Annotated in this window: 26 protein-coding genes; 13 read left to right on the top strand and 13 right to left on the bottom strand. The window is 37.7% G+C overall.

The features are described from left to right. Nucleotides 1–419: 419 nt before the first annotated feature. Both H6F45_RS07365 and H6F45_RS07360 read right to left on the bottom strand, forming a co-directional pair. Nucleotides 420–1,178 carry a sugar transferase gene (locus H6F45_RS07365; RefSeq protein ID WP_137666546.1) on the bottom strand — a complete coding sequence of 253 codons (759 nt, stop codon included), beginning with the start codon at nucleotides 1,176–1,178 and terminating at the stop codon, nucleotides 420–422. Between the two features lie 112 nt (nucleotides 1,179–1,290). Beyond that, the gene (locus H6F45_RS07360) at nucleotides 1,291–2,433 is read right to left on the bottom strand and encodes a glycosyltransferase (protein ID WP_190346857.1); all 1,143 of its coding nucleotides are present in this window, start codon (nucleotides 2,431–2,433) and stop codon (nucleotides 1,291–1,293) included. 272 nt (nucleotides 2,434–2,705) lie between these two features. Between H6F45_RS07360 and H6F45_RS07355 the strand changes: the two genes are divergently transcribed. Continuing rightward, a complete protein-coding gene (locus H6F45_RS07355; RefSeq protein ID WP_190346856.1) occupies nucleotides 2,706–2,864 on the top strand; it encodes a hypothetical protein in 159 nt (52 codons plus the stop codon). 55 nt (nucleotides 2,865–2,919) lie between these two features. Then, nucleotides 2,920–3,852 (top strand): NAD-dependent epimerase/dehydratase family protein, encoded by a 933-nt coding sequence (locus tag H6F45_RS07350; protein ID WP_190346870.1) that lies wholly within the window; start codon nucleotides 2,920–2,922, stop codon nucleotides 3,850–3,852. Between the two features lie 79 nt (nucleotides 3,853–3,931). Here the strand turns inward: H6F45_RS07350 and H6F45_RS07345 are convergent, their stop codons facing one another. The 3 genes from H6F45_RS07345 to H6F45_RS07335 all read right to left on the bottom strand — a co-directional run bounded on the left by H6F45_RS07345 (nucleotide 3,932) and on the right by H6F45_RS07335 (nucleotide 6,049). Further along, nucleotides 3,932–4,666, bottom strand: coding sequence for a Uma2 family endonuclease (locus tag H6F45_RS07345; RefSeq protein WP_137666527.1), 735 nt, complete (start codon nucleotides 4,664–4,666; stop codon nucleotides 3,932–3,934). Nucleotides 4,667–4,692: 26 nt separating this feature from the next. Continuing rightward, nucleotides 4,693–5,205, bottom strand: coding sequence for a CDP-diacylglycerol--glycerol-3-phosphate 3-phosphatidyltransferase (pgsA, locus tag H6F45_RS07340; RefSeq protein ID WP_137666528.1), 513 nt, complete (start codon nucleotides 5,203–5,205; stop codon nucleotides 4,693–4,695). A 277-nt stretch (nucleotides 5,206–5,482) separates the two neighbouring features. Beyond that, complete coding sequence (locus H6F45_RS07335) at nucleotides 5,483–6,049, bottom strand: Uma2 family endonuclease (protein WP_137666529.1); 567 nt, start codon at nucleotides 6,047–6,049, stop codon at nucleotides 5,483–5,485. A gap of 119 nt (nucleotides 6,050–6,168) precedes the next feature. On the opposite strand from H6F45_RS07335, the gene H6F45_RS07330 reads away from it, so the two are divergent. Then, nucleotides 6,169–7,575, top strand: a complete 1,407-nt coding sequence (locus H6F45_RS07330) for an aspartate ammonia-lyase (protein ID WP_137666530.1) — start codon at nucleotides 6,169–6,171, stop codon at nucleotides 7,573–7,575. A 193-nt stretch (nucleotides 7,576–7,768) separates the two neighbouring features. Here the strand turns inward: H6F45_RS07330 and H6F45_RS07325 are convergent, their stop codons facing one another. Beyond that, complete coding sequence (locus tag H6F45_RS07325) at nucleotides 7,769–8,482, bottom strand: hypothetical protein (protein ID WP_190346855.1); 714 nt, start codon at nucleotides 8,480–8,482, stop codon at nucleotides 7,769–7,771. A gap of 300 nt (nucleotides 8,483–8,782) precedes the next feature. Here H6F45_RS07325 and H6F45_RS07320 point away from each other — a divergent pair, with 300 nt between their 5' ends. The 5 genes from H6F45_RS07320 to H6F45_RS07305 all read left to right on the top strand — a co-directional run bounded on the left by H6F45_RS07320 (nucleotide 8,783) and on the right by H6F45_RS07305 (nucleotide 12,596). After that, complete coding sequence (locus tag H6F45_RS07320) at nucleotides 8,783–9,754, top strand: DUF362 domain-containing protein (RefSeq protein WP_190346854.1); 972 nt, start codon at nucleotides 8,783–8,785, stop codon at nucleotides 9,752–9,754. Nucleotides 9,755–10,210: 456 nt separating this feature from the next. Beyond that, a complete protein-coding gene (locus H6F45_RS26440) occupies nucleotides 10,211–10,402 on the top strand; it encodes a hypothetical protein (protein WP_096570494.1) in 192 nt (63 codons plus the stop codon). A 202-nt stretch (nucleotides 10,403–10,604) separates the two neighbouring features. Continuing rightward, nucleotides 10,605–11,117 carry an inorganic diphosphatase gene (locus H6F45_RS07315; RefSeq protein ID WP_096570496.1) on the top strand — a complete coding sequence of 171 codons (513 nt, stop codon included), beginning with the start codon at nucleotides 10,605–10,607 and terminating at the stop codon, nucleotides 11,115–11,117. 163 nt (nucleotides 11,118–11,280) lie between these two features. Continuing rightward, on the top strand, nucleotides 11,281–11,664 hold the full coding sequence (gene panD / locus H6F45_RS07310) for an aspartate 1-decarboxylase (RefSeq protein WP_137666533.1): 384 nt from the start codon (nucleotides 11,281–11,283) through the stop codon (nucleotides 11,662–11,664). A gap of 11 nt (nucleotides 11,665–11,675) precedes the next feature. After that, nucleotides 11,676–12,596 carry an MBL fold metallo-hydrolase gene (locus H6F45_RS07305; RefSeq protein WP_190346853.1) on the top strand — a complete coding sequence of 307 codons (921 nt, stop codon included), beginning with the start codon at nucleotides 11,676–11,678 and terminating at the stop codon, nucleotides 12,594–12,596. Between the two features lie 49 nt (nucleotides 12,597–12,645). On the opposite strand, the gene H6F45_RS07300 is transcribed toward H6F45_RS07305, so the two are convergent. From H6F45_RS07300 to H6F45_RS07270, 7 genes are all read right to left on the bottom strand, one after another. Then, nucleotides 12,646–13,680: an anthranilate phosphoribosyltransferase family protein gene (locus H6F45_RS07300; RefSeq protein ID WP_187040169.1), complete on the bottom strand. Its 1,035-nt coding sequence runs from the start codon at nucleotides 13,678–13,680 to the stop codon at nucleotides 12,646–12,648. A gap of 100 nt (nucleotides 13,681–13,780) precedes the next feature. Continuing rightward, nucleotides 13,781–14,722 carry a LysR family transcriptional regulator gene (locus H6F45_RS07295; protein ID WP_096570503.1) on the bottom strand — a complete coding sequence of 314 codons (942 nt, stop codon included), beginning with the start codon at nucleotides 14,720–14,722 and terminating at the stop codon, nucleotides 13,781–13,783. Between the two features lie 194 nt (nucleotides 14,723–14,916). Next, complete coding sequence (locus H6F45_RS07290; protein WP_137666536.1) at nucleotides 14,917–15,360, bottom strand: Rieske (2Fe-2S) protein; 444 nt, start codon at nucleotides 15,358–15,360, stop codon at nucleotides 14,917–14,919. Between the two features lie 72 nt (nucleotides 15,361–15,432). Then, nucleotides 15,433–15,639, bottom strand: a complete 207-nt coding sequence (locus H6F45_RS07285) for a type II toxin-antitoxin system HicA family toxin (RefSeq protein WP_137666537.1) — start codon at nucleotides 15,637–15,639, stop codon at nucleotides 15,433–15,435. Further along, complete coding sequence (locus tag H6F45_RS07280) at nucleotides 15,636–15,839, bottom strand: type II toxin-antitoxin system HicB family antitoxin (RefSeq protein ID WP_137666538.1); 204 nt, start codon at nucleotides 15,837–15,839, stop codon at nucleotides 15,636–15,638. The genes H6F45_RS07285 and H6F45_RS07280 overlap by 4 nt, the downstream gene beginning before the upstream one ends. Before the next feature lie 269 nt (nucleotides 15,840–16,108). Then, the gene (locus H6F45_RS07275; protein WP_137666539.1) at nucleotides 16,109–16,570 is read right to left on the bottom strand and encodes a DUF29 domain-containing protein; all 462 of its coding nucleotides are present in this window, start codon (nucleotides 16,568–16,570) and stop codon (nucleotides 16,109–16,111) included. Between the two features lie 43 nt (nucleotides 16,571–16,613). Continuing rightward, nucleotides 16,614–16,883 (bottom strand): hypothetical protein, encoded by a 270-nt coding sequence (locus tag H6F45_RS07270; protein ID WP_190346852.1) that lies wholly within the window; start codon nucleotides 16,881–16,883, stop codon nucleotides 16,614–16,616. A 321-nt stretch (nucleotides 16,884–17,204) separates the two neighbouring features. On the opposite strand from H6F45_RS07270, the gene H6F45_RS07265 reads away from it, so the two are divergent. The 5 genes from H6F45_RS07265 to H6F45_RS07245 all read left to right on the top strand — a co-directional run bounded on the left by H6F45_RS07265 (nucleotide 17,205) and on the right by H6F45_RS07245 (nucleotide 24,230). After that, nucleotides 17,205–18,755, top strand: a complete 1,551-nt coding sequence (locus tag H6F45_RS07265; protein WP_137666540.1) for a ferredoxin--nitrite reductase — start codon at nucleotides 17,205–17,207, stop codon at nucleotides 18,753–18,755. A gap of 113 nt (nucleotides 18,756–18,868) precedes the next feature. Next, a complete protein-coding gene (locus H6F45_RS07260; protein ID WP_190346851.1) occupies nucleotides 18,869–20,194 on the top strand; it encodes a CmpA/NrtA family ABC transporter substrate-binding protein in 1,326 nt (441 codons plus the stop codon). A 108-nt stretch (nucleotides 20,195–20,302) separates the two neighbouring features. Next, entirely contained in the window at nucleotides 20,303–21,145 is an 843-nt protein-coding gene (gene ntrB, locus H6F45_RS07255) for a nitrate ABC transporter permease (protein WP_137666542.1), read from the top strand. A 100-nt stretch (nucleotides 21,146–21,245) separates the two neighbouring features. Continuing rightward, nucleotides 21,246–23,192: a nitrate ABC transporter ATP-binding protein gene (locus H6F45_RS07250; RefSeq protein ID WP_190346850.1), complete on the top strand. Its 1,947-nt coding sequence runs from the start codon at nucleotides 21,246–21,248 to the stop codon at nucleotides 23,190–23,192. Nucleotides 23,193–23,387: 195 nt separating this feature from the next. Continuing rightward, nucleotides 23,388–24,230 carry a nitrate ABC transporter ATP-binding protein gene (locus tag H6F45_RS07245; protein ID WP_137667142.1) on the top strand — a complete coding sequence of 281 codons (843 nt, stop codon included), beginning with the start codon at nucleotides 23,388–23,390 and terminating at the stop codon, nucleotides 24,228–24,230. Nucleotides 24,231–24,336 lie beyond the last annotated feature (106 nt).

The raw sequence follows: 24,336 nt of genomic DNA, 5'->3' as shown, positions 1-24,336 counted from the left end.
GAAATTGTAAAATTTACAGGCAATACTAGATGAATTAGCAACTCATTGCTAAAATTGCCTGATTTTAAACATACAAGTCTTAATTGCTATTAAAGCTCGAATGTTAACTACTATACTTAAGAAAAACCATTTTAACAAGTTAGGTTTCCATTATCTATAAAAACAAAGCGGTTAAGTTTGTCTGCCAAGATCCAAAACTTGACCTGAAGGGGTTTCAGGCTTTTTTCTAATAATTTTTCTGAGATTTGCAAAAACCAAATAAACTATAGATTTATCTGAAGAATTAATCAAGTTAACAATAAAAGTTGTAGCATTTTTTGATTAAGCCAGTGGTTTTATTAGGCTGCTGAACTGCTGAGGTGCGGGGCTTGGCATTAGCCATACTCCTGATAGGGGAGTGTGGCGTTAGCCATAGGGCGTTAATAAGCCCCGTTATTTTTAGGCATGATTACCACATTAATGGTTTTCAAGATGATCCATAAATCTAGCCAAAAATTTCTGAATTTAACATAGTGTAGGTCTATTTGGACTCGCCGGGGGTAAGGTATATCATTACGTCCAGATACTTGCCATAATCCAGTAATGCCTGGACGAATGGTTAAAACTTCATTAATATGAGAGCCATATTTGGACAATTCTTCCGCTACTAGGGGGCGAGGACCTACTACACTCATATCTCCTTTTAAAACGTTCCAAAATTGGGGAAATTCATCTAAGCTGGTAATTCGCAGTAAGTGACCAATTTTGGTAATCCGGGGGTCTTTTTTCAGTTTAAAAGTGCTGGTAAATTCTTGACGTAACTCTGGGGAAGTTTCCATCATTTGGGCGAGTATTTCATCCGCATTTGTTACCATTGTGCGGAATTTGATACATTTAAAGGGACGATAGTTTTTACCAACTCGTTCTTGGATATAAAAAATTGGACCTTGTGAGCTTACAGCAATCAGTAAGGCCAAGATTATGTATATCGGGAAAAACAAGATCAAAACCGACAAAGAAAATGCAATATCGAACAGTCGTTTGGCTAACTCTCCGTTTAAACCCTGATCAGATAAACCTCTGGGTTTGATCTTGGGCGGTTTTGATTTTTGACCACGTTTGACTAAAGTATGCGTCGAGGCATTAGCATCTTTACGTGGGTATCGCTTGCCGGAGAGAAGTGAACTCTGGGCAGTCATCATACTCCTTAATAATCCACACCACACATAGTCCCAATCTTAAAGCTAAAAGGCAGTGATTCTGGGGGGAAATTCCCAAAAGCTTGGAAAATAAATACAAAAATCCTGAATATTATTTCAGGGAAGGTCTTTTTTCTTGACACTGATTCAGGAAATCGAGATAACGATCTGCAAAAACCTGTCTCGAAAACTGACTGGCGTGTAATTTTATATACTCAGATTTTAAAAAATCCTGATCGGCTTCAAACTTTTCTACGGCCTCCACCAAAGCTGCTACTGTTTGTTCTTTAAAGAATATACCTGTTCCGGTGTCCATACAAGTGCGAATATCTCGCACGGTTTCTAAAGCACCACCAGCACCATAAGCAATAACAGGAGTACCACAAGCTTGTGCTTCTACTAAGGCAATGCCAAAATCTTCACAAGCTGCATATACAAAAGCTTTGGCACGAGCCATATAGGTTTTTACCATATCCTCAGGTTGCCATCCGAGTATTTGGATATGAGGACTGGCGATCGCTTGCAGTTGTTTCATTTGCGGTCCTGTACCAATCACCACCAATGGTCGTTTGAGTTGATTAAAAGCCTGAACAATCAAGGATACTTGTTTATAAGTCACCAATCGGGAAACGATCAGATAAAAATCCTCTTTTTCAGCGCAGAAGGGCAAGTTTTCGATGTTTACTGGTGGGTAAATGACTTTTGCTTCTCGGCGATAGCAACGCCAAATCCTGCGGGCTGTATGCTGGGAGTTGGCGATGAAGTAATCAACGCGGTTGGCACTCAATACATCCCATTGACGTAAACTATGCAATAAGTATTTTGTGATCCATCCAATTCCACCTTTTCCTAGTTTGCTTTGGTTGAGATAATCAAAGGTCAAGTCCCAAGCATAACGCATTGGACTATGGCAATAACAAATGTGCAGTTGATCTGGAGTGGTGAGGACTCCTTTAGCTACTGCATGGGATGAAGATAAAATTGCCTCATATTGACGCAAATCTAACTGTTCGATTGCTAATGGTAACAATGGTAAATATTTTTGTACCCCTTGACGGGCTAAGGGTAAATGTTGCAGAAAGGTTTTGCCTATCTGACGCTGGTAAAGATAACTTTCTGGGTTGGTAGATTCAAAATCTATTAAGGCATATAAATCAGCATCTACATAATTTAATATTTCCTTGACTACGAGTTCTGAACCTCCTGTGGCTTTGGGTGTTAGCCACTCATGAACTAAGGCATATTTTGAAGACATATTAATTGGGGACTGGGGACTGGGGACTGGGGACTGGTGACTGGGGACTGGTGACTGGGGACTGGTGACTGGGAAAAATATAATTAATTACCTATAGCAATTCGGTTTGATTTATGAATTTACTCGTAGAGACGGGGAAAAGGAAATAGGGAACAGAAAAGAAGTAATAAAGGTTTACTGAGTTTGTTCAAAAATCAAATAGGAGTCCTATATTAGCTATGACCTATTTACAGCAGATTTCATATAAGTGAAGTACGCCAGTAGCGGGCAAGATGCCCGCACCACAAGAGTTTTATGATTCATCGCTTGTTAGACACCGTAAGGGATCTCAGCTAAGTGGACTCGTTGAACTAAGAATCTGCGCTCCTTTAGGAGCGCAGAGTGTCAATACCCAGTCCCCAATTACCAATCACCAGTCACCAATTACCTGATAATCTCAACAATAGGGGTGTTTTGTCACCTGTGTTTATAAGGATTTGGGATTTTATGCGTATTCTGGTTATTGGTGGGACTCGGTTTATCGGTGTCTACTTGACTCAACTGCTGGTAAAAGCTGGCCATGAGGTGGTTTTGTTTAATCGTGGTAATCATCCCGCACCTGATGGTGTAGGACAGATTATAGGCGATCGCACTGACCCAACTCAGTTAAAGGATAAGTTATCACAGGAAAGTTTTGATGTCATTTTTGACAATAATGGTCGGGAACTGGCTGATACTCAACCGTTAGCGGAAATTTTTCATGGTAGGGTGAAGCATTTTGTTTATATGAGTTCGGCTGGGGTATATTTAAAGTCTGATCAAATGCCCCACATTGAAGGTGATGCTGTTGATCCGAAAAGTCGTCACAAAGGTAAGCATGAAACGGAAGCTTACTTACAACAGTTAGGCATTCCTTTTACTTCCATTCGTCCAACTTATATTTACGGACCTCAGAATTATAACCCTTTGGAAAGCTGGTTTTTTGATAGAATTGTCCGCGATCGCCCGATTCCTATTCCTGGAAATGGGATGCACATTACCCAGTTAGGTCATGTTAAGGATCTGGCACAGGCGATGTTACAGGTGATTGGTAATGAAAAAGCCATTGGTGAGATTTATAATGTGTCAGGCGATCGCTTTGTCACTTTTGATGGTTTAGCCCGTGCTTGTGCGATCGCTGCTGGTAAATCTGCCGCTGATCTTAAAATAGTACATTACGATCCCAAAAAGTTTGATTTTGGTAAACGTAAAGCTTTCCCCATGCGGGTACAACACTTTTTTGCATCGGTAAATAAAGCGATGACTGAATTAAATTGGCAACCAGAATATGATTTAATTTCTGGTTTACAAGATTCTTTAAACAATGATTATTTAGCCAGTGGACAAGATAAAACAGAACTTGATTTTTCTGTAGATGATGAGATTTTGAAAGCTGTTTAATTAGGTAATGGGTAATGGGTAATCAATTTCATTTTTACCAATTACCAATTACCAATTACCAATTACCAATTACCTTTCATTACAAATCATCAGGATTAATTCCCAATTCTCGCAACTTCGCTGCTAATTTATCAGACTTTTGTTTTTCCTGTTTCAGAAGTTCCACAGGGGTAGGAATCCATTTTCCTGAGCTATCATACCAGCGTAACCATAAACGTTCAATACCTTCAAAGCTGCCTTGCCAAAGTCCCAAACCTAACTCTATTCCTGGCATCCAAATTTTACCAGAACTCACATCTATTTCTTCATAGCGATCCGCCACTAATTGAAATGCTTGTAATTTATCAGTGTATCTATCAAAAATAATATAATAAGGTACTCTGACAATTCTTTCATACACTTCCCATTTTGTAGGCGGTTGGTTAACTTCTCTCAAAGTTCTGCCTAAATCTTCTTTCTCTGTTTTTGGTGATAATAATTCTACCATGACAAGAGGAGCAATGATTTCTTGCCACATTACATAACTTAAACGTAATTCTCGTTGATCAAACAAACGAGAAACACCAACCACCGCAAACCAATCAGGTCTTTTATACCATAATGGATTACGAGTATCATAATAAAGATTTAAATCTGACGCTACAAATACCTGATCTGGGGGATAATTAGGAGGTAAAAAGGTATCTGTTAACAGTCTCGGTTGTAAAAGATGAAATTCGTCAGGCAACCCTGAATCCTCCACGTACTCACTAGGAAGATCATACATGGTGGGGAGGGTTTCTTGAGCAGGAATTGGTGGATCTGTTTGATACATATTATTTATCCTTGATTTGTTCTTGTTTAGTGTTCTTGTTTTGCTGGTATTAGATAAATTATTCCCGAAATTACTGTTAATATTATAGATACCCAAAAGGCAATCAAAGCCGGAATTTGCCAAGCTGCTGATAAAGGTGCTATGAGTAAAGCTATGGCGATAATTTGACTGACTGTTTTTAATTTACCCCAAATATTCGCACCGCTGATAGTGGTTTGATTAACACGCCAACCTGCTATGGCTAATTCTCTTGCTAATATTATAAATACTCCCCAAGCTGGGATTTTTCCTAGTTCTACTAATACTAATAATGGTGCAAGTACCAAGAGTTTATCTACTAATGGATCTAAGAATTTCCCTAAGTCTGTAATTTGATTTAATTTTCTAGCTAAATATCCATCTAACCAGTCTGTTAATGCTGCTATTAAAAAGATGGTTAAACAGACCCATTTAGCTTGGGGTGTGGGTATATATAATCCGTATAATAAAAATGGTATTCCTAACAGTCTAGAAAAAGTAATTGTGTTTGGTATGTTCATGATTTTTAAAGTTTGTTATTTTTTATTTTTTGGGAGTATCCCAAATGTGTAAGTTTATTTTTCGTTTGAGTTCAAGACTTGAAATAAACGAACCACGAAGGACACGAAAGACACGAAGGTAAGAGGTAAGAAGAGAGTTTTTGGTGTTGCTGCGGTTATTTTTTCAAAATTGGGATGCTCCCTATTTTTTAGTTTTATTACAGGTCTTTTATTAACGAACCGCAAAGTACGCAAAGAACACAAAAAGGTTTTATAAGAAGTCGGGAATATTTTTTATCTATTTTAATTTTAAGCATTCAAATAATTCTCCTAATGTTAAATGTAAATCTTTCATTATTTCGGGAACTGGTAATATGTCTGTTTCATTTTCTAAATAAATTGGTTGTTGGTTTTGGGGATAAATTATGATATTATATTCTTGGGGAATAATTAACCAACCTAAGCTAGTACCATGATTTAAACAATGTAAAATATTTTTGGTGGGTTTGGCTATACTTTGTTCTGGAGAAAGAATTTCAATTGTCCAGTCTGGATGGGTATTAAAAGCATTTTCAATGTTACCTTTTTCATCTACGGGTATTCTATCCCATGCAAATACCGCTATGTCAGGAACTATGGAAAGTCCCCCAAATGTACATCTTAACTCTGGAAATGCTAAAGCAATTTTAGCATCTTCAACTACATTGTTAATCGCATTAACTGTTTTCCCTTGTAATCTGCTATGTTTACCTTGTGGCATGGTTTTTTGAATTATTTCTCCGTTAATATATTCGCTTGCTGGTTTGGTTTCTGGTAGTTGTAAAAATTCTGCTAAAGTTAATTTACGAGTGGGTGTTGTTACCATAATATTTTTACCTTTTAGTATTTAACCCAAGTTTATCCTAAAAAAGATTGCTAAATTAGGCTTTTAGCATCCTCACGTGGGATGATCTGTATTTTCAGATAACCTACGACACACTCACTATGACTAACAATACAGATTTTCGCATTGAACGGGACTCGATGGGCGATCGCCAAATTGCCAACAACGTCTATTATGGTATTCAAACCCAACGCGCTGTTGAAAATTTTCCCATCAGTGGTTTAAAACCTCTACACACCTACGTCAACGCAGGTTTATATATCAAAAAAGCTACCGCTATCGTCAATGGTGAATTAAATTGTATTCCCGCAGATATTAGCAAAGCTATCATTCAAGCAGTTGATGAAATTTTAGCCGGTAAACTCCGTGATCAGTTCGTAGTTGATGTTTACCAAGCAGGTGCAGGAACATCTCACCACATGAACATTAACGAAGTTCTCGCAAACCGCGCTTTAGAAATTTTGGGAGATGAAAAGGGTAATTATAAACGAGTTAGTCCTAATGATCATGTTAACTATGGTCAGTCTACCAACGATGTCATCCCTACCGCTATCCGCATCGGTGGTTTATTAGCACTTTCCCAAACTCTACACCCTGCTTTGGAAATAGCAATTTCTACCTTAGAAGCAAAAGCGGTGGAATTTCACGATATCGTTAAATCAGGAAGAACTCATTTACAGGATGCAGTACCCGTGCGTTTGGGTGAAAACTTCCGCGCTTGGGCGCACATTCTCAGCGAACATCAAAACCGATTATACACCGCTTCCGGTGATTTGATGGTTTTGGGTTTAGGTGGAAGTGCTGCGGGTACAGGAATGAATACCCATCCTGAATACCGGAAACGGGTAGTAGAGACACTTTCCCAACTATTAGAAATACCTTTAGAACCAGCACCCCATTTAATGGCCGCGATGCAAAGTATGGGTGCGTTTGTGAATGTTTCCGGTGCTGTGCGAAATTTAGCTCAGGATCTAGTTAAAATCTCCCATGACCTGCGTTTGATGGACTCTGGACCCAAAACCGGGTTTAAGGAAATTCAACTACCTCCAGTGCAACCAGGTTCTTCCATTATGCCAGGTAAGTATAATCCCGTAATGGCAGAGATGACATCAATGGTATGTTTTCAGGTGATGGGTTATGATCAGGCGATCGCTCTTGGATCACAAGCAGGACAATTAGAATTAAATGTGATGATGCCTCTTATTGCCTATAATTTAATTCACAGCATTGAAATTTTAGGTAATACAATTGCGGCTTTAACTAACAGTTGTATTCAAGGAATTACTGCCAACAAAGAAAGATGTTTAGGTTATGCTGAGGGTAGTTTGGCTTTAGTTACTGCTTTAAATACTCACATCGGTTATCTTAATGCTGCTGCTGTCGCTAAGGAGTCTTTGGAAACAGGAAAGTCTCTCCGTCAAATAGTTTTAGAAAAGGGTTTAATGACTGAGGAAGAATTAGCTGCTGTTTTAGATTTGGAACAAATGAGTGCGATTATACCTTTATAACCAGGTTGGGTTTACCGTGTGGAAACCCAACAAACCCTTGTAAATGTTGGGTTTCGTTCCTCAACCCAACCTACGTTATTTCGTTGTTTTGGGCTTAACCGAAAAGTATTGGGTAGGGGTTTAGCAGTGCTAAACCCCCATATAAGTTGAAGTTTATCATCATTTGTGGGAATCATTTGATATACTCAGCTACCTACTGACCCGCCATCATTTCCAGAACTTGAGGAGGAAGTTCTCGGACTATGCGAAATGGGAAAAGACGAGTTGAGGCGATTTGAGCATATTCAGACGTGAGAAAAGGCGCATATTGACTAGCTTCAGGGGTTAATTGTGCAGCCATGGCGAGGGTAATAGCACAGAGAAATTTACGCACATCTTTAGCTTGTTCGCCAGTAATGTCTCGGCTCAAGATGGGAGTATCGGGAATGTAACTTTGATCTACGGTAAAATCAGGGTCTTTGACACTTAAATGACTAGCCCCAATTACACCCACTAACCATTTTGGGGAACGAATTTTAGCAAAACTCAGGACTTGTTCTGTTAAGGCGGGGGTGGTTTTATCTGCGGAACTGGCGAAAACTAATGTGGGGATTTGTATTTTGGCTAAACCACTATCACCAAACATCAGAGATGATATGGGATTAAGAGCGATCGCCTGTTTCACCCTCCCATCTCGCAATTGATAGGTTTTTTCTGGTAATTCTTGGGCTACACATTGCACCACCTCACCTAAACTCCCTTTGACCAAGTTCCGCTGACACTTTTGTTTGAGGTGATCAATTTGTAACTCACCTCCTGCTAATGCCAAAGCAGTGCCACCTCCAAATGAATGACCCACAACCATGACATTATTAGTTACCAGCTTACCTTGTAAGGGATTATTAGGTGATTGATTGAGTTTTTCCAATTCATCTAGGATAAAACTAATATCACGGGGGCGGTCTAAAAATTCTTGGGGTTCAACTAGTCGTTTTTTACCTTGGTAAGCTGCATTGCTACTAGCTTCATTACTTCCAGGATGTTCTGTGACAAAGCTCGAACTCTAACGATAGCAATACCATCATTACTGACGGTAAAGGCGGAATCTCTCAAAGTACCAATATCAGTAATTATAGTTCACATAGTGTTATATATTGTTTCCCTCTTACCTGAATTTTAGCTAAAAATAGTCTATATTGTGATATAATAAGGCAATTATTAATGAAATATGCAGACACCAAAACCAGCCGTTAGTTTAATTCGGGCTAAATCTTACGAACAAGAGGCTTTAAGAGAATCCTTAACCACGCTATTAGAACCTTTGGGGGGAATAGCAGCTTTTGTGAAAAGGGGCGATCGCGTACTTTTAAAACCTAATTTACTCACCGGTTCTCGTCCTACTAAAGAATGTACCACACGCCCAGAATTAGTCCGCGCTGTGGCTGAAATGGTGATGGAAGTGGGAGGTAAACCATTTTTGGGAGATAGTCCCGCTTTTGGTAGTGCTAAAGGTGTCGCTACAGCTAATGGTTTATTACCAATTTTAGAAGAGTTGAATATTCCTATTGTGGAATTTCACGGTAAACGTTATCAAACTGTGAATGATGATTTTAATCATCTGCTATTATCAAAAGAAGCCATGGAAGCAGATGTTATTATTAACTTACCCAAAGTTAAATCTCATATGCAATTAACTGTAACTTTGGGTGTGAAAAATCTCTTTGGTTGTGTGCCTGGAAAAATGAAAGCTTGGTGGCATTTTGAGGCGGGAAAAGATACCACAAGGTTTGGAGAAATGTTGGTAGAAACTGCTAGGGCAATTAACCCCAATTTAACAATTTTAGATGGTATTGTTGGTCATGAAGGTAATGGTCCTAGTGGTGGTGAACCTCGTGATTTAGGTGTTTTAGCAGCATCGGATAATGTGTTTGCTTTAGATCGGGCAATGTTAGAAATTCTCAAGGTTGATCCTTTACAAGTTCCCACTATCGCAGCTTCTCAAAGATTGGGTATTTGTCCAGAATTAAGTGAAATTGATTTTCCTAATTTAACTCCTGAACTTTTGCAAATAGAAGATTGGCGTTTACCTGATAACTTAATGCCAATTGATTTTGCTATGCCTCGTGTAATTAAATCCACTTTTAGGCATCTTTATATCCGGTTTATTAAAGAACCAATGGATGCTTATGCTAAAGGATAAAAGCTCAAACATATCCTAAATTTTCTCGCTTCTCGTTCCCATACTCTCTATGGGAATGAATTTTCAAAGGCTCTGCCTTTGGTAAAATCAGAGGCCGAGCCTCTATATTGCATTCCCAGTCTGAGACTGGGAACGAGAAAATCTAAAATCTAAAATCTAAAATTGCTGTAAATGCACAATAAAATTAATAATTCTGTGACTACGATCACTAAATCAAGTGATTTTGATGTAGTTAAACGAATTTCCGGAAAATATTAATTACTCCATGAAGAAGCAGATATTTGATATTTCATTTGTAACAAAAATGCCATGTATAAAAAGCTCCTATGCCATTTTTGCAACAGGATAAGTTTCTTTAAAGTTAGCAGCTTGACTTGAGAAAAATAGCTAAAATAGAAATGAAACTCTCTGAAAAAGAGTATAACTACAAGTGATAGGAACAAAAAAATTTTTTGTATGAATTCAAATAGCCAGTCTGCCAAACCTCCCGACACATATTCCCAACGTGTGGCAGACATTGTGGGAACGGCGATCGCACTCGTGACCCTGACCCTACCTGTATTTATCATTTCCCACTATTCTTCACCTATTGTTCCCAATCATCATCCGTCAACCCTGACATACGATTTAGCCAGAAGCAATAAATAACTGTTTCTACATCCAGTTTAGTTGTGCTGTAGCAATTTTAATTTAACCATACATTAGCAGATCCCTGATTTCTCCCAGAAGTCGGGGATCTGTATTTTTTGCCTAAAGCCTTGGGAACAGATGCACAATTGTCCTAAAATCTAACACGGGGAGCCAAACTGCGTGCTACCTGGATTCTCACTATAAGCGAAGGAGTTTTGTTGTGGATTTATCTCTTATTCCTGCCCAACCTAAACCGGGTGTGATTAATGTTTTGATTGAAATAGCAGGTGGGAGTAAAAATAAATACGAATTTGACAAGGATTTAAACGCTTTTGCCCTAGACCGGGTGCTTTATTCTTCGGTAAAATACCCTTATGACTATGGCTTTATACCCAACACCTTAGCTGATGATGGTGATCCTCTGGATGGGATGGTCATAATGGATGAACCAACTTTTCCAGGTTGTATAATTCCTGCAAGACCAATTGGTTTTTTGGAAATGATTGATGGTGGCGATCGCGATGAAAAAATTCTTTGTGTTCCTGCCAAAGATCCACGTTATGCCAATGTAAACTCCCTCAAAGACATCCATCCCCACCGTTTAGAAGAAATTGCTGAATTTTTCCGTTCTTACAAAAATTTGGAGAAAAAGGTAACAGAAATTCTCGGTTGGCAGGATGTAGACAGGGTTGCACCCTTAGTCGAAAAGTGCATCGCTGCTGCTAAAAAATAATAAATGATGGTTAATGGGTAATGGGTAATGGGTAATGGGTAATGGGTAATAAATTCATTCTTCCCAATCACCAATCACCAATTACCAATCACCCATTACCAACCACAAACCTGTTTAATAGAATAAAACTACTCCCGGTTGTTGCGGAACAACCCAAAACGAAATGCAGCGCACTCTCCTTTTGGCTAAAATTCATAACTGTACCCTCACAGGGGCAAATATTAACTATGTGGGTAGTATCAGTATCGATCAAGTTCTTTTAGATAAAGCTGGTATTTTACCCTATGAACAAGTACAAGTAGTGAATAATGCTAATGGCCAGCGTTTTATTACTTATGCAATTTCGGCTCCAGCTAACTCAGGAATCATTGAGTTAAATGGAGCGGCCGCAAGGCTAGGCATTATAGGCGATCGCTTGATTATAATGGCTTACGGGCAGTTTACACTAGAGGAGTTAAAACATTACTCTCCTACGGTTGTCATTGTGGACGAAAAAAACCGGATGTTAGAAGTAAGAAACTACGATGATCTGCTCAGTAAGCTCTAAGTTCAAGGAAAATGTCAAATCTTGAGCGTCCTGATTCCCAAAACTACGTCAATGATCAATTAACTCCTCCGCTCAATCACCCTGCTGGGGAGTTTTGGGTTAAATTTTGGGGTGTACGAGGTTTAATTCCTACCCCAAACAGTCACACCTGCCGCTATGGTAGTAATACTGCTTGTGTAGAAATATACGTAGCAGGAAAACGCTTGATTTTTGATGGAGGTACTGGTTTACGCATTTTGGGAAAAACTTGGCAACAACAACAACAGGTACTAGAAGCCCATTTATTTTTTACCAACTCCCAATCAAATCGTATCCAAGGATTTCCCTTTTTTGCCCCCGCATTTGTTACAGACAACTGCTTCCACATTTACGGTACAGCTGCTTCCAATGGTGCATCAATTAAACAATGCCTCTGTGATCAGATGCTCCAACCTCACTTTCCCTACCCTTTACAAATGATGCAATCAGAGTTGTTGTTTTATAACTTGACTCCTGGTAATGCTGTGGAGTTAGGTGAGGTAAAAATTACAACCGCACTAATTAATAAAACTCAGAGATCAATTGGTTACAGGGTAAATTGGGCAAACCACAGTATTGCCTACGCTACAGATTTACATAATAGTCTTGATATAGAAGAGCAAAACCAGATTTTGCCCATTATTCAAGGTGTTGATTTATTGGTTACTAATGCTACTTATACTCCGCCTACCAATAAAAATCATGAATATGCTGAATTACTCTGGAAAACTCCAGTAGATTTAGCGCAAAGTGCTAATGTGAAAAAATTGATTATATCTCACCATCACCCAGATGATGATGATTATTTTCTGGATAAAATTCAGGATGAAGTTAAGTCTGCTTTTTCTAATGTTTTATTAGCTTGTGAAGGAATGGTGTTATCTGTAGGTGACAGGTTACAGGTTACAGAATAAATATTACTTGTTCCCCATTCTTCATTCTTCATTCTTCATTCTTCATTCTTCATTCAATTACCTCTTGTAGTTTAGCTGCGACTACACCACTGCTAAATAATTCTTTGGCTTTGTCTATACCTGTTTGCATATCTGGAGAAATGCCACAGTGCCATAGGTAAAAGCCTCCATTCCATAAAGTTGTTTGCATCAGTTCGCTGTCATTTCCAGCTAGAACAGACTGCATATCTTTGATGAGTTCTTCGGTTGTACCCAGGGGGACGTTTTTGGGGGTAAAACCATATTCACGGGGTGCAAGGTGTAACCTTTCTATTTCTTGTGTTGTGGAAGATGACACGCCAATAATGGCTGTGCGATCGCGTGGTAAGTCACAACTACCTTCTAAACCTTTGACAAAGGTATATTTTTTTACGCCTTGTAAATCTAAAGCAGTTTGAAACATGGCTTCAGTGGGTGGATGGACAAAACCGGCGATAATGTGAGCATCACCAGCATAAGGACACCAAATTAATTCCATTGTCGCTAATGGTGGCCGTTTTCCTAATTGTTCTCGATATTCCCAAAGAGCGTTAGTGAGGGGAAAGTGGTTAGGTGTGTAAATAAAACCAAGATGAGTTTTATTAAATATTTCTTGGATTTTTTCTAGAGATAAATTAGTCCAATTTAATCCTAAATTTTGCCAAATTTCTATTAAAGGTAAACCGTATTTTGTGGGATAGCGAATTCCTCCGTGCATAATTACAGGTTGTCCCGCAGATGCTAATAATAAAGCTGTAATAATATTAATTGGTGCAGTGCGAGTTCTACCATCATAGGGAATACCTAGTACAATGGGAATTTTATTATTATTAATTGGTTGTAATTTTGGTCCTAGTTCATAATAAGCATCTAACATTCCTGCTAATTCTTCACCTGTGGGACGTTTCATACGGTGAGCAATTAAAAAAGCTCCAATTTGTGCAGGTTTAGCTTCAGCTAATAACATCATTTTCATGGCGGTATAAGCTTCAGTGCGAGTTAAATTTTCTGAAGTATGACTACCGCTACCGACTTTTTGGATAAATTCTTTAAATGTATTAGTCATTAGTTAGGGAATAGGGAATGGGGAATAGGGATTATATTTTGGATTTTGGATTTTCTTCAGTTATTTCCAATCTAAAATCTAAAATCTAAAATCTAAAATATTAAGATGCTGTGCGCTGTTGTTCTAATTTTGGGGGAATGTTATCACTTACTAATTGCCAAAAATGTTGAATAGGAGGAATTTGTAAACGGTCTTGAGTTGTTACCATGACTACGCGACGAGTCAAACTAGAATTATCACCTAAATTACTATTATTGGCTAGGGGACGGACGGCAAGACTAGGATCAAACTTTGCTTCTATTAATGCTGAATAAGGTAATAAAGCTATTAGTTCTCCTTGACGAACTACTCCGCGAAAAGCATCTAAAGTGTTTACTTCTAAAGCTGCGGGTAATTTGATTCCTAGTTTATCAAATCTATCTTGAATTAAACGCTGCATTCCATAACCATCTTTAAATACTACCTGGGGATATTTAATTAATTCATTCCAGGGTATAGATGCAAATTTCGCCAGGGGATGATTTGCTGCTATTAATACTTCTATGGGTTCATCATATAATGTTTGTACGACCATTTCTTTACCAGTGATCAAAAAGCGATTGTGCATGACTATTGCTAAATCTACAAGTCCATCTTTGAGGACTTTGAGAGAGCGATCACTTCCTAATGATGTTACTCTTAATTGCACTTCTGGATAATCATGACAAAACTGTTGTAAAATTGGCGGTAGGTAAGAAGCACAAAGAGAATGAATTGCAGCAATACATAATTCTGGCTGTTTTCCTGCCATTAAATCAGTTAATTCTGAAATTGCTGTATCCCATTCTTGGCAAATTTTCCGCACACGGGGAAGTAAACGTTCACCTCCCAATGTGAGTTTAGCGTGGGTGGTTCTGTGAAACAGTTCTACACCTAAATCTGCTTCTAAACCTTGAATTTGTCTGCTAATTGTAGATTGGGTGACACCACATTTTTTAGCAGCTTGTTGAAAACTGCCAGTTTGGGCGATCGCCAAAAAAGCTTGTAACTGCTCTAAACGCATAGGTAGCAGGAATTACATTCTCAATTTTAATAAACTTAACAAAGTTAACAAGTTGATTACATTATTTTAGTAGATTATGATACAAAATTTTGTAAAAATTTCTGATATTGCAGTCAAAATTCAGTAGGAGTTTAGCATTGCTAAACCCGTACAGAATAAAATCATCTTGATGCTTGATTGAGTAATAAAAATCTTTAGTAAGCTGGTTTAACAAACACAGAATCGTTTTCAATTTTAGCCAGGTAGGTTCTTAGTGGTTTTTCGGCTGGTGCTGCTTGCACTTTACCATCACGGGCAAATTTTGCATCATGACAGGGACAGACAAACTGATTTTTATCTGTTTTCCATGCAACAGTACAACCTTGATGAGTGCAGGTAGGGTTAACAGCAATTAAATTTTTTGCAGCTTTAGATGTACCAACTACCAACACTGCACCTACTGGTGACTCTGGTACTAATAATTGCCCTGTTTTGTCTAAGTCTGCTACAGTACCGATTTTTTGCCAGTCTTTAGCAGCACCCTGAGAAGGGGAAGATGCAGTTGTGGTTGTATCTGTGGTACAAGCTGCGATCGCTACAGGTAAAGAACTTGCTAATAAACCTAAACCTACCCAGTTGAAAAATTCACGACGTTTCATAGATGCTGTAATTTATGGTTTGATTTTTGACTATTGTTTATTATTACTCATAAATTAATTTTTGTCGTGAATTTAATCAAGATAATCAAATAATTCCGCTTGTTTTAATAAATGTCTTAGTAATCCTATTTTAATATCTTTATTGCCATGAATAGGCACAGATATTTTTACATTCATACCCAGTTTACCATAAATATGATGACCTCCTTGGATTCTAATTAATACCCAATCATGTTTTTCCAAGATTTTAGCTAATTCCTTACCCGTCATTGATTTCATATAGCTATTTCTAAAACCTTAGCATTATCTTGTAGTTGAATATCATTGATATCTACTGATAAATAGCCTTCAATAGCTTCATATAAATTTTGTAAAAGTTCCTCAAAAGAATCTCCTTGAGTAGCACAACCTGGAAGAGAAGGAACTTCCGCCCAATATCCGCCTTCTTCTGCTTGATGTACAATGATTTTTAGTTTCATGATTTTACCGTTAATTGATTTGATTATGATTATAGCACAATGTAGTTAAGTTAATTGTAACAGTTAATTTTGATGATAATTTCTCACATATTGCTTAAACATAGGCAACATTGAAAACAATATTTTCTCACCTTTGGTTTTCTCAACTAAATATCTTTTCTGCCAGGATTCTCAACCATTAATAAAATCAGTATAATATCCCCAGCAATTTGTAATTACCAGGGTGGGAAATTAGATAATCTTTGAAAACTCGCCCATTTTAATCATCTTCACTGAAACCAGTTTTCATCTAAGATTTGTTCTAAAGAGCCGATGGGAATAACAGGGAATTTATCAAGGGGAAGTTGAGAACGATCTGATGCTTCTTTTCTAGCATCTTGATAACATTCATCAAATATTTCCAAAATGTAAGGTTTTAAACTAGGACTATCTTTGATTTCATCTTTTATTTGTATTCTAAATGTTCTAATTTCACCTTTCCAATGTCCTTGATTTTGTTCTCTTTCCTGTTCCCAGTATTTGAGTCTTAGTAAATGTACAAGAAGCTTAATTAATAAACTTTTAATTGTTCGCTTCTGACTTCTACCCATAGTTTCTAATTCTTCTAGCAAGTTTTCTAAATCAACAGCAGAAAATTGTCCTGTGCGAAGTTGGTTGATAGTTGTTTTTATCCACAGGTAATAATCTTGATCGTATAGGGTTTGAGTTTTGGGTTGTGTTGATGTAACCATATATTGGTGAGGATTTTGCTATTTATTTTATTGTAGCCTTAATTTAACGACTCAGTTCGGGGGTTAATTCATTTAATGTCCCTGCTACTGCTTCTGTCACCATAATTCCACTACAACGGGACTTCAATTGCTGATAATACATACTATTAAACTCCTCAATTGGTAAGTTTTGCTGAAATAAATTACATAACTCTTTCACCATTTCCTCTGCATTCAATTCTTCCTTAAATAACGAACGTTCTTCCATCAAAATCTTCACAACTTTCTCAATTCTTTCGTTCATAGATTCTTGTTGATTTTGAGTTAATAACATAATCTTTCCTCCATTGAAATCATCATTTATTCCTATTCTATCAAATTTTTAAAGATTACTCTTTATCCTCACTTACACCTATAGAAACCAAGAAGTTATGCAAAAAACGCAACCCCAATATCCGGTTTCTGCATAATTTTAGAAATTTCGTAACACACTATACGAATTGTGATGAAAATTCACCTTAACTTATCAATATCGAATTGCTACAACCACCAACCAGGAAACTACTATCAGTTGTTTTCTTAAAAGTGGAAAGTACAGCACCGATAAGAACACGGATAAACAATTAACTCAGTCCTGTTCCCAAAAAACAACATAATGACAGAAACAGCAACTACCACCGAAAAACTGAATAAATTCGAGAAATTCAAAGCTGAAAAAGACGGACTTGCAGTTAAAGACGAAATCAGCGAATTTGTGAAAATTGGTTGGGAAGCAATGGACGAAAACGACCTCAACCATCGCCTAAAATGGTTAGGTGTATTTTTTCGCCCAGTGACACCCGGAAAATTCATGATGCGGATGCGGATACCTAACGGTATTCTCACCAGCAGTCAAATGTATGTTTTAGCAGAAGTGATACAGCGTTACGGTGACGACGGCAGCGCAGATATCACGACCAGACAAAATATACAACTTCGCGGGATCAATTTTTCAGATATTCCTGACATCTTTAATAAATTTAACACCGTTGGCTTGACCGCCATCCAATCCGGTATGGATAATATCCGTAATATTACAGGTGATCCTGTAGCTGGTTTAGATGCTAACGAGTTGTATGATACCAGAGAATTAGTACAGCAAATTCAAGATATGCTGACTAATAAAGGTGAAGGAAACCCAGAATTTACCAATCTTCCTCGTAAATTTAACATTGCTGTAACTGGAGGAAAAGATAATTCAGTTCACGCAGAAATCAATGATTTAGCATTTGTACCAGCATTTAAAGAAGGATTTGGTTTTAATGTTTTAGTCGGTGGTTTTTTCTCCGGTAAACGTTGTGAAGCAGCTATTCCTTTAAATGCTTGGGTGAAACCCGAAGAAGTAGTTAGTTTATGTAAAGCCATTGTTGAAATATTCCGGGATCATGGTTTACGTCTTAACCGTCAAAAAGCCCGGTTAATGTGGTTAATTGATGAATGGGGTTTAGAAAAATTCCGTTCAGAAGTAGAAAAACGCTGGGGAAAAACATTCACACCCGCAGCACCAAAAGACGAAATTGATTGGGAAAAACGGGATCATATTGGGATTTATCCCCAAAAACAACCAGGATTAAATTATGCAGGTTTAAACATTCCTGTCGGTAGATTATCTGCTGATGATATGTTTCAACTTGCCCGGTTAGCTGAAGTTTATGGCAGTGGCGAAATTAGATTTACAGTTGAACAAAATGCGATTATTCCTAATATTCCCGATTCAGCTTTAAACACATTTTTAACTGAACCATTGTTAAATAAATTTGGTGTTAATCCTGGTTTATTAATGCGAGCAGTGGTATCTTGTACAGGCGCACAATTTTGTAACTTCGCATTAATAGAAACAAAAAATCGTGCCGTTGCCATGAGTAAAGCATTAGAACGGGAATTAATATTATCAAAACCCGTCCGTATTCATTGGACAGGATGCCCAAATTCTTGCGGACAACCCCAAGTAGCAGATATTGGCTTAATGGGTACAAAAGTCCGTAAAAATGGGCAAACAGTAGAAGGTGTTGACATTTATATGGGTGGAAAAGTTGGTAAAGATGCTAAACTAGGAACTTGTGTACAAAAAAGCGTTCCTTGTGAAGATGTACAACCCATATTAAAAGAAATACTCATTCAAAACTTCGGTGCAAAAGTTCGGGAAGAAGCCTTAATTTCCCATTAAATAAACCGAAAAATATAGACATCATTGAAAACCCCAATCAAACCTGGGCAATGATTTTCTATTAGCATAAATCTAAAATCCAAAATCTAAAATCGAACAACTGAGAGTTGAAAATGAGCAATATTTCCCGCAGAAAATTTATTATTACTTCCAGTTTAGCGGCAGCGACTTCCATCATAGCGCACGGTTGTTCATCTAATAACTCTCAGTCAGCAACAACAGATAGTGCAGCTTCTTCCACTGCCCAACTTGCTAACAATTCCACAGTTAGTAATGCTGCAAAAGTAGAAACAACCAAAGCTAAATTAGGATTTATTGCTTTAACTGATGCTGCACCTTTAATTATTGCCAAAGAAAAAGGTTTTTTTGCTAAATATGGCATGACTGATGTAGAAGTTAGCAAACAAAAATCCTGGCCAGTAACACGCGATAACCTGAAAATTGGCTCATCTGGTGGTGGTATTGATGGCGCACATATTCTTACCCCCATGCCTTATTTAATGACCATTAATGATAAAGTCCCAATGTATATATTGGCGCGGCTAAATGTTAATGGTCAAGCGATTTCAGTTGCAGAAAAATTCAAAGATTTAAAAGTTGGTTTACAAAGTAAATCACTCAAAGACGCAGTAAATAAAGCCAAAGCCGATAAAAAATCCATCAAAGTTGCCATAACTTTTCCCGGTGGTACTCATGATTTATGGATTCGTTATTGGTTAGCTGCGGGTGGTATTAATCCTGATCAAGATGTGGTTTTAGAAGCAGTTCCACCACCACAAATGGTAGCTAATATGAAAGTAGGAACTGTTGATACTTTTTGTGTAGGAGAACCTTGGAACGCTCAATTAGTGAGCCAAAAATTAGGTTATACTGCTTTAGTTACAGGTGAATTATGGAATGATCATCCCGAAAAAGCTTTTGCTATGCGAAAAGATTGGGTTGACAAAAATCCTAACGCAGCACAAGCATTATTAATGGCAATTATGGAAGCACAACAATGGTGTGAAAAGCCAGAAAATAAAGAGGAAATGTGTAAAATTTGTGCTGACAGAAAATACTTTAATGTGGCTGTGGCTGACATTTTAGAACGGTCTAAAGGTAATATTGATTATGGTGATGGACGCAAGGAAGAAAACTTTGCCTATCGGATGAAATTCTGGGCTGATAATGCTTCTTATCCTTATAAAAGTCATGATACTTGGTTCTTAACTGAAGAAATTCGTTGGGGTTATTTACCTAAAGATACAAAAATCAAAGAAATGGTTGATCAGGTAAATAGAGAAGATTTATGGAAACAAGCAGCTAAAGCTTTGGGTGTATCTGCTGCGGAAATTCCTACGAGTTCTTCCCGTGGTGTGGAAACATTTTTTGATGGGGTAAAATTTGATCCAGAAAAACCGGAGGAATATTTAAAGAGTTTACAACTTAAGAAAGTTTAAGTAGTAGGGGTAATTCATGAATTACCCCTACCCGTTACCTTTGGTATATTTATTCAATTTTTCAGGTTCACCCAGAGGCGCAGAGAAAAGAGAATTAAGGAGTAAGAAATGGCTGCTAGTGTTGGAAGTCGTAGAGTTAGTAGTAAACAGCAGAAGGTAATTAATAAGTTTTTAGTAAATAAAGTAATACCACCAATCTTTGGTTTATTGATTTTTCTGGTTTTGTGGGAATTACTTTGTTTAATTCCTGGTTTTCAGTTACCTGGTCCGATTGAAACATTTTCTGAAACTTGGGACCCTTTTATTATTCAGCCTTTTTTTGATAATGGTGGCAGTGATAAGGGTTTAGGTTGGCAAATATTGACCAGTTTAGGACGGGTAGCTTTAGGTTTTTCTTTAGCAGCAGTTGTAGGGGTGGTTTTAGGAATATTTATTGGGGTGAATAAGTTTTTATATAATGCTGTAGATCCAATTTTTCAAGTATTAAGAACTATTCCTCCTTTGGCTTGGTTGCCTATTTCTCTCGCTGCTTTTCAACAAGCCAACCCTTCGGCAATTTTCGTAATTTTTATTACTTCAATTTGGCCGATTTTAATTAATACAACTGTGGGTGTACAAAATATTCCCCAAGATTATGTAAATGTGGCTCGCGTTTTACGTTTACGTAAGGACAAATATTTCTTGAGAATTGTGTTTCCGGCAACTGTTCCTTATATTTTCACAGGTTTGAGAATTGGTATTGGTTTATCTTGGTTGGCAATTGTCGCAGCAGAAATGTTAGTTGGTGGTGTGGGTATTGGTTCGTTTATTTGGGATGCCTACAACACGAGTACAGAAACTAATTTGAGTGAGATTATTATTGCGTTAGTTTATGTTGGTTTTGTGGGTTTATTGTTAGATAGAATGGTGGCTTTTATTGCTGATAAAGTTGTGCAAACAGAACACAAATAATTCTCATATCCCCGACTTCTAACATCTATTTATAATTTAATTACACCATGAAAAAGAAGTCGGGGATCTAAATAAACACCAATTACCCATTACTAAACCTATGAAGACTTTTTTAGAAATTGACCACGTAGACAGAATATTTAACCTCCCTAATGGTGGTAAATATATCGCTTTAAAAAATATAGAGTTGAAAATTCGCCAGGGTGAATTTATTTCTTTAATTGGTCATTCTGGTTGTGGTAAGTCCACTTTACTTAATATTATTGCTGGCTTAGATAGAGCTAGTATTGGTGGGGTGACTTTGGAGGGTAGAGAAGTTAGAGAACCTGGTCCAGATCGGATGGTAGTTTTTCAAAATTATTCCTTACTTCCTTGGTTAACTGTAAGAGAAAATATTGCTTTAGCTGTTGATGAAGTACATCAAAATTTACCTTTAAGAGAACGTCGAGAAATAATAGAAGAACATATTGATCTGGTGGGTTTACGACGTGCAGCTAACAAACATCCTAGTGAGTTATCTGGGGGGATGAAACAACGAGTTGCGATCGCCCGTGCTTTAGCTACTCGTCCGAAATTGTTGTTATTAGATGAACCTTTTGGTGCTTTGGATGCGTTAACCAGAGGTAATTTACAAGAACAATTAATGCAAATCTGTAATGAACACAAAATTACCTGTGTAATGGTGACACATGATGTTGATGAAGCTTTATTATTGAGCGATCGCATTATTATGTTAACCAATGGACCAGAAGCACATATTGGGCAAATTTTAGAAGTTCCTATCCCCCGTCCCCGTCAACGTCTGGAAGTAGTTAACCATCCCAGTTATTACAACTTGCGGAACGAAATGATCTACTTCCTCAACCAACAAAAACAAGCAAAAAAACGCCAAAAACAACCCACAGCCCCAGCAATTATTTCTAACAAAAATTTAGAAAAAGTACATTTAGAAATTGGCTATATTCCCCTCACCCAAGCCGCACCTTTAATAATTGCCAAAGAAAAAGGTTTCTTTGCACAATACGGTTTAGAAGTCAACCTTCAAGCCGAAAATAGCTGGAAAGAAATTGCTAAAGGTGTAGCTACAGGTAAACTTGATGCAGCCCAAATGGTAGCAGGAATGCCCCTAGCAATGACATTAGGTGCAGGTGGTAAAACGCCCATTTCAATGGTTACAGCCATGACCCTTTCTCGCAATGGTAGCGCCATTACCTTCAGCAAAGAATTATTTAATAATGGGGTTACAAATTTAGCTGAATTTCACAAAATTATCAACGCTGATCTAGACAAAACCAATACCTTGGGAATTGTTCATCCTGCATCAATGCAGAACTTATTATTACGCTATTGGTTAGCGGCAGGAGGAATTGAACCAGATATAGATGTCAGTTTAATGACAATTTCACCAGAAGAAATGGTGAATGCTTTAAAAGATAAAAAAATTGATGGTTACTGTGTTGGAGAACCTTGGAACACACACGCAATTGCAAAAAATATAGGTTCTATTATTGCCATCACATCAGAACTTTGGAATGGACATCCTGATAAAATTTTAGGAGTGCGAGAAGACTGGGCGCAAGAAAATCCACAAACACATTTAGCATTAATAAAAGCCCTATTAGCAGCCTGTGAATATTGTGACGACACTCGCAACCGGGAAGAAGTTCTCACATTAACTAATTTAGATTTAGATTCTGGTTTAATAGATAATTACCCACAAAATAATCACCATCAAAAACAAACTTCCCATCAATTTTATTTCCATAAAGCCAACTATCCCGACCGTAATGAAATGCTATGGATATTAACCCAATTAGCCCGATGGGGCTTAGTAGCTTTCCCCAAAAACTGGGTAGAAGTCATTGATAGAGTTTGTCGTCCAGATATATTTGGTGCAGCCGCAAGAGAAATGGGCATTTTAGATATTGGACGAGAAGAAACAATTCAACTATTTGATGGCAAAATCTTTAACCCTTCCGAACCAATTGAATATCTCAAAAGTTCGGAAATTAAACGCCAGCTTCGCGTTGAAGAGGTGTTTATGTAAAGAGTACGGGCGAAGCATTCGGAAAATAGGGACACAAATTGATAATTAGTCGCCTAAATGCTGATGCTTCCAGCACGCTTCGCGAACGCCCGTACAGGAGTCAGAATAATTTTATATTTTAGATTGGAGTTGACAAAAATAATCCAAAATCCAAAATCCAAAATTGAATTACCCATTACCTATTAGTAAAAAACCATGACAATATTAAACTTCAATAACAAAACCAACAAACAATCACGACCCCAGAAACAAGAAGACTTTTTAGTAATTGAAGGAGTCAACAAAATTTACCCCACTGCCGAAGGTCCATATACCGTCCTAGATGACATTAACCTGAAAGTACGTGAAGGCGAATTTATTTGTTTAATAGGACATTCCGGTTGTGGAAAATCCACACTTCTCAATATGGTTTCTGGATTTAATAAACCTACAAACGGTGTAATAAGGTTACAAGGTCAACCCATCACTGAACCAGGACCCGACCGGATGATGGTATTTCAAAACTATTGTTTACTACCTTGGTTGAATGTTTTTGATAACGTTTATCTCGCTGTTGATTCCGTATTTCCTAATAAAACCCAAGTCGAAAAACGGGCAATAGTTAGAGAACATTTAGCAATGGTAGGACTAACAGAAGCAGCCCAAAAGAAACCCAATCAAATATCAGGAGGAATGAAACAAAGAGTAGCCATAGCCCGCGCTTTAGCTATTCGTCCCCAAGTCCTGATTTTAGATGAACCATTCGGTGCTTTAGATGCCATCACCAAAGAAGAATTACAAGAAGAACTACTGCAAATTTGGTCAGATCATCAAGTCACAGTTTTAATGATTACCCATGACATTGATGAGGCACTTTTTCTAGCAGATAAATTAGTCATGATGACCAACGGACCAGCAGCAAATATTGGCGAAGTTTTAGAAATTCCCTTCTCTCGTCCTCGTAACCGTCGCCTCATCATGGAAAACCCAGAATATTATCATTTGAGAAATTACGCTTTAGACTTTCTCTATCGTCGTTGCGCCCACATTGAAGAGTAAATTCTTAAATAACTCACGCAAAGACGCAATCTCAGTCAGGAGATCCCGCAGGGTAGAACGCAAAGAAAATGCAAAAACCTCTCTCTGCGTCTCTGCGTGCAATAAA

This window comes from Sphaerospermopsis sp. FACHB-1194 (genome assembly GCF_014696235.1).
Lineage (GTDB): Bacteria > Cyanobacteriota > Cyanobacteriia > Cyanobacteriales > Nostocaceae > Sphaerospermopsis > Sphaerospermopsis kisseleviana.
The sequence above is the reverse complement of the archived record's forward strand: the minus strand, read 5'-3'. Positions and strand labels throughout refer to the sequence as shown.

Bases quoted from the DNA above. Each gene is read 5' to 3' on its own strand.
- H6F45_RS26440 (WP_096570494.1), top strand. From the start codon at position 10,211: ATGAATTCAAATAGCCAGTCTGCCAAACCTCCCGACACATATTCCCAA.
- ntrB (WP_137666542.1), top strand. From the start codon at position 20,303: ATGGCTGCTAGTGTTGGAAGTCGTAGAGTTAGTAGTAAACAGCAGAAG.
- H6F45_RS07265 (WP_137666540.1), top strand. From the start codon at position 17,205: ATGACAGAAACAGCAACTACCACCGAAAAACTGAATAAATTCGAGAAA.
- H6F45_RS07260 (WP_190346851.1), top strand. From the start codon at position 18,869: ATGAGCAATATTTCCCGCAGAAAATTTATTATTACTTCCAGTTTAGCG.
- H6F45_RS07245 (WP_137667142.1), top strand. From the start codon at position 23,388: ATGACAATATTAAACTTCAATAACAAAACCAACAAACAATCACGACCC.
- H6F45_RS07345 (WP_137666527.1), bottom strand. From the start codon at position 4,666: ATGTATCAAACAGATCCACCAATTCCTGCTCAAGAAACCCTCCCCACC.
- H6F45_RS07305 (WP_190346853.1), top strand. From the start codon at position 11,676: ATGTCAAATCTTGAGCGTCCTGATTCCCAAAACTACGTCAATGATCAA.
- H6F45_RS07335 (WP_137666529.1), bottom strand. From the start codon at position 6,049: ATGGTAACAACACCCACTCGTAAATTAACTTTAGCAGAATTTTTACAA.
- H6F45_RS07330 (WP_137666530.1), top strand. From the start codon at position 6,169: ATGACTAACAATACAGATTTTCGCATTGAACGGGACTCGATGGGCGAT.
- H6F45_RS07320 (WP_190346854.1), top strand. From the start codon at position 8,783: ATGCAGACACCAAAACCAGCCGTTAGTTTAATTCGGGCTAAATCTTAC.
- H6F45_RS07355 (WP_190346856.1), top strand. From the start codon at position 2,706: ATGCCCGCACCACAAGAGTTTTATGATTCATCGCTTGTTAGACACCGT.
- H6F45_RS07300 (WP_187040169.1), bottom strand. From the start codon at position 13,680: ATGACTAATACATTTAAAGAATTTATCCAAAAAGTCGGTAGCGGTAGT.
- H6F45_RS07270 (WP_190346852.1), bottom strand. From the start codon at position 16,883: ATGTTATTAACTCAAAATCAACAAGAATCTATGAACGAAAGAATTGAG.
- pgsA (WP_137666528.1), bottom strand. From the start codon at position 5,205: ATGAACATACCAAACACAATTACTTTTTCTAGACTGTTAGGAATACCA.
- H6F45_RS07285 (WP_137666537.1), bottom strand. From the start codon at position 15,639: ATGAAATCAATGACGGGTAAGGAATTAGCTAAAATCTTGGAAAAACAT.
- H6F45_RS07250 (WP_190346850.1), top strand. From the start codon at position 21,246: ATGAAGACTTTTTTAGAAATTGACCACGTAGACAGAATATTTAACCTC.
- H6F45_RS07275 (WP_137666539.1), bottom strand. From the start codon at position 16,570: ATGGTTACATCAACACAACCCAAAACTCAAACCCTATACGATCAAGAT.
- H6F45_RS07360 (WP_190346857.1), bottom strand. From the start codon at position 2,433: ATGTCTTCAAAATATGCCTTAGTTCATGAGTGGCTAACACCCAAAGCC.
- panD (WP_137666533.1), top strand. From the start codon at position 11,281: ATGCAGCGCACTCTCCTTTTGGCTAAAATTCATAACTGTACCCTCACA.
- H6F45_RS07350 (WP_190346870.1), top strand. From the start codon at position 2,920: ATGCGTATTCTGGTTATTGGTGGGACTCGGTTTATCGGTGTCTACTTG.
- H6F45_RS07365 (WP_137666546.1), bottom strand. From the start codon at position 1,178: ATGACTGCCCAGAGTTCACTTCTCTCCGGCAAGCGATACCCACGTAAA.
- H6F45_RS07290 (WP_137666536.1), bottom strand. From the start codon at position 15,360: ATGAAACGTCGTGAATTTTTCAACTGGGTAGGTTTAGGTTTATTAGCA.
- H6F45_RS07280 (WP_137666538.1), bottom strand. From the start codon at position 15,839: ATGAAACTAAAAATCATTGTACATCAAGCAGAAGAAGGCGGATATTGG.
- H6F45_RS07295 (WP_096570503.1), bottom strand. From the start codon at position 14,722: ATGCGTTTAGAGCAGTTACAAGCTTTTTTGGCGATCGCCCAAACTGGC.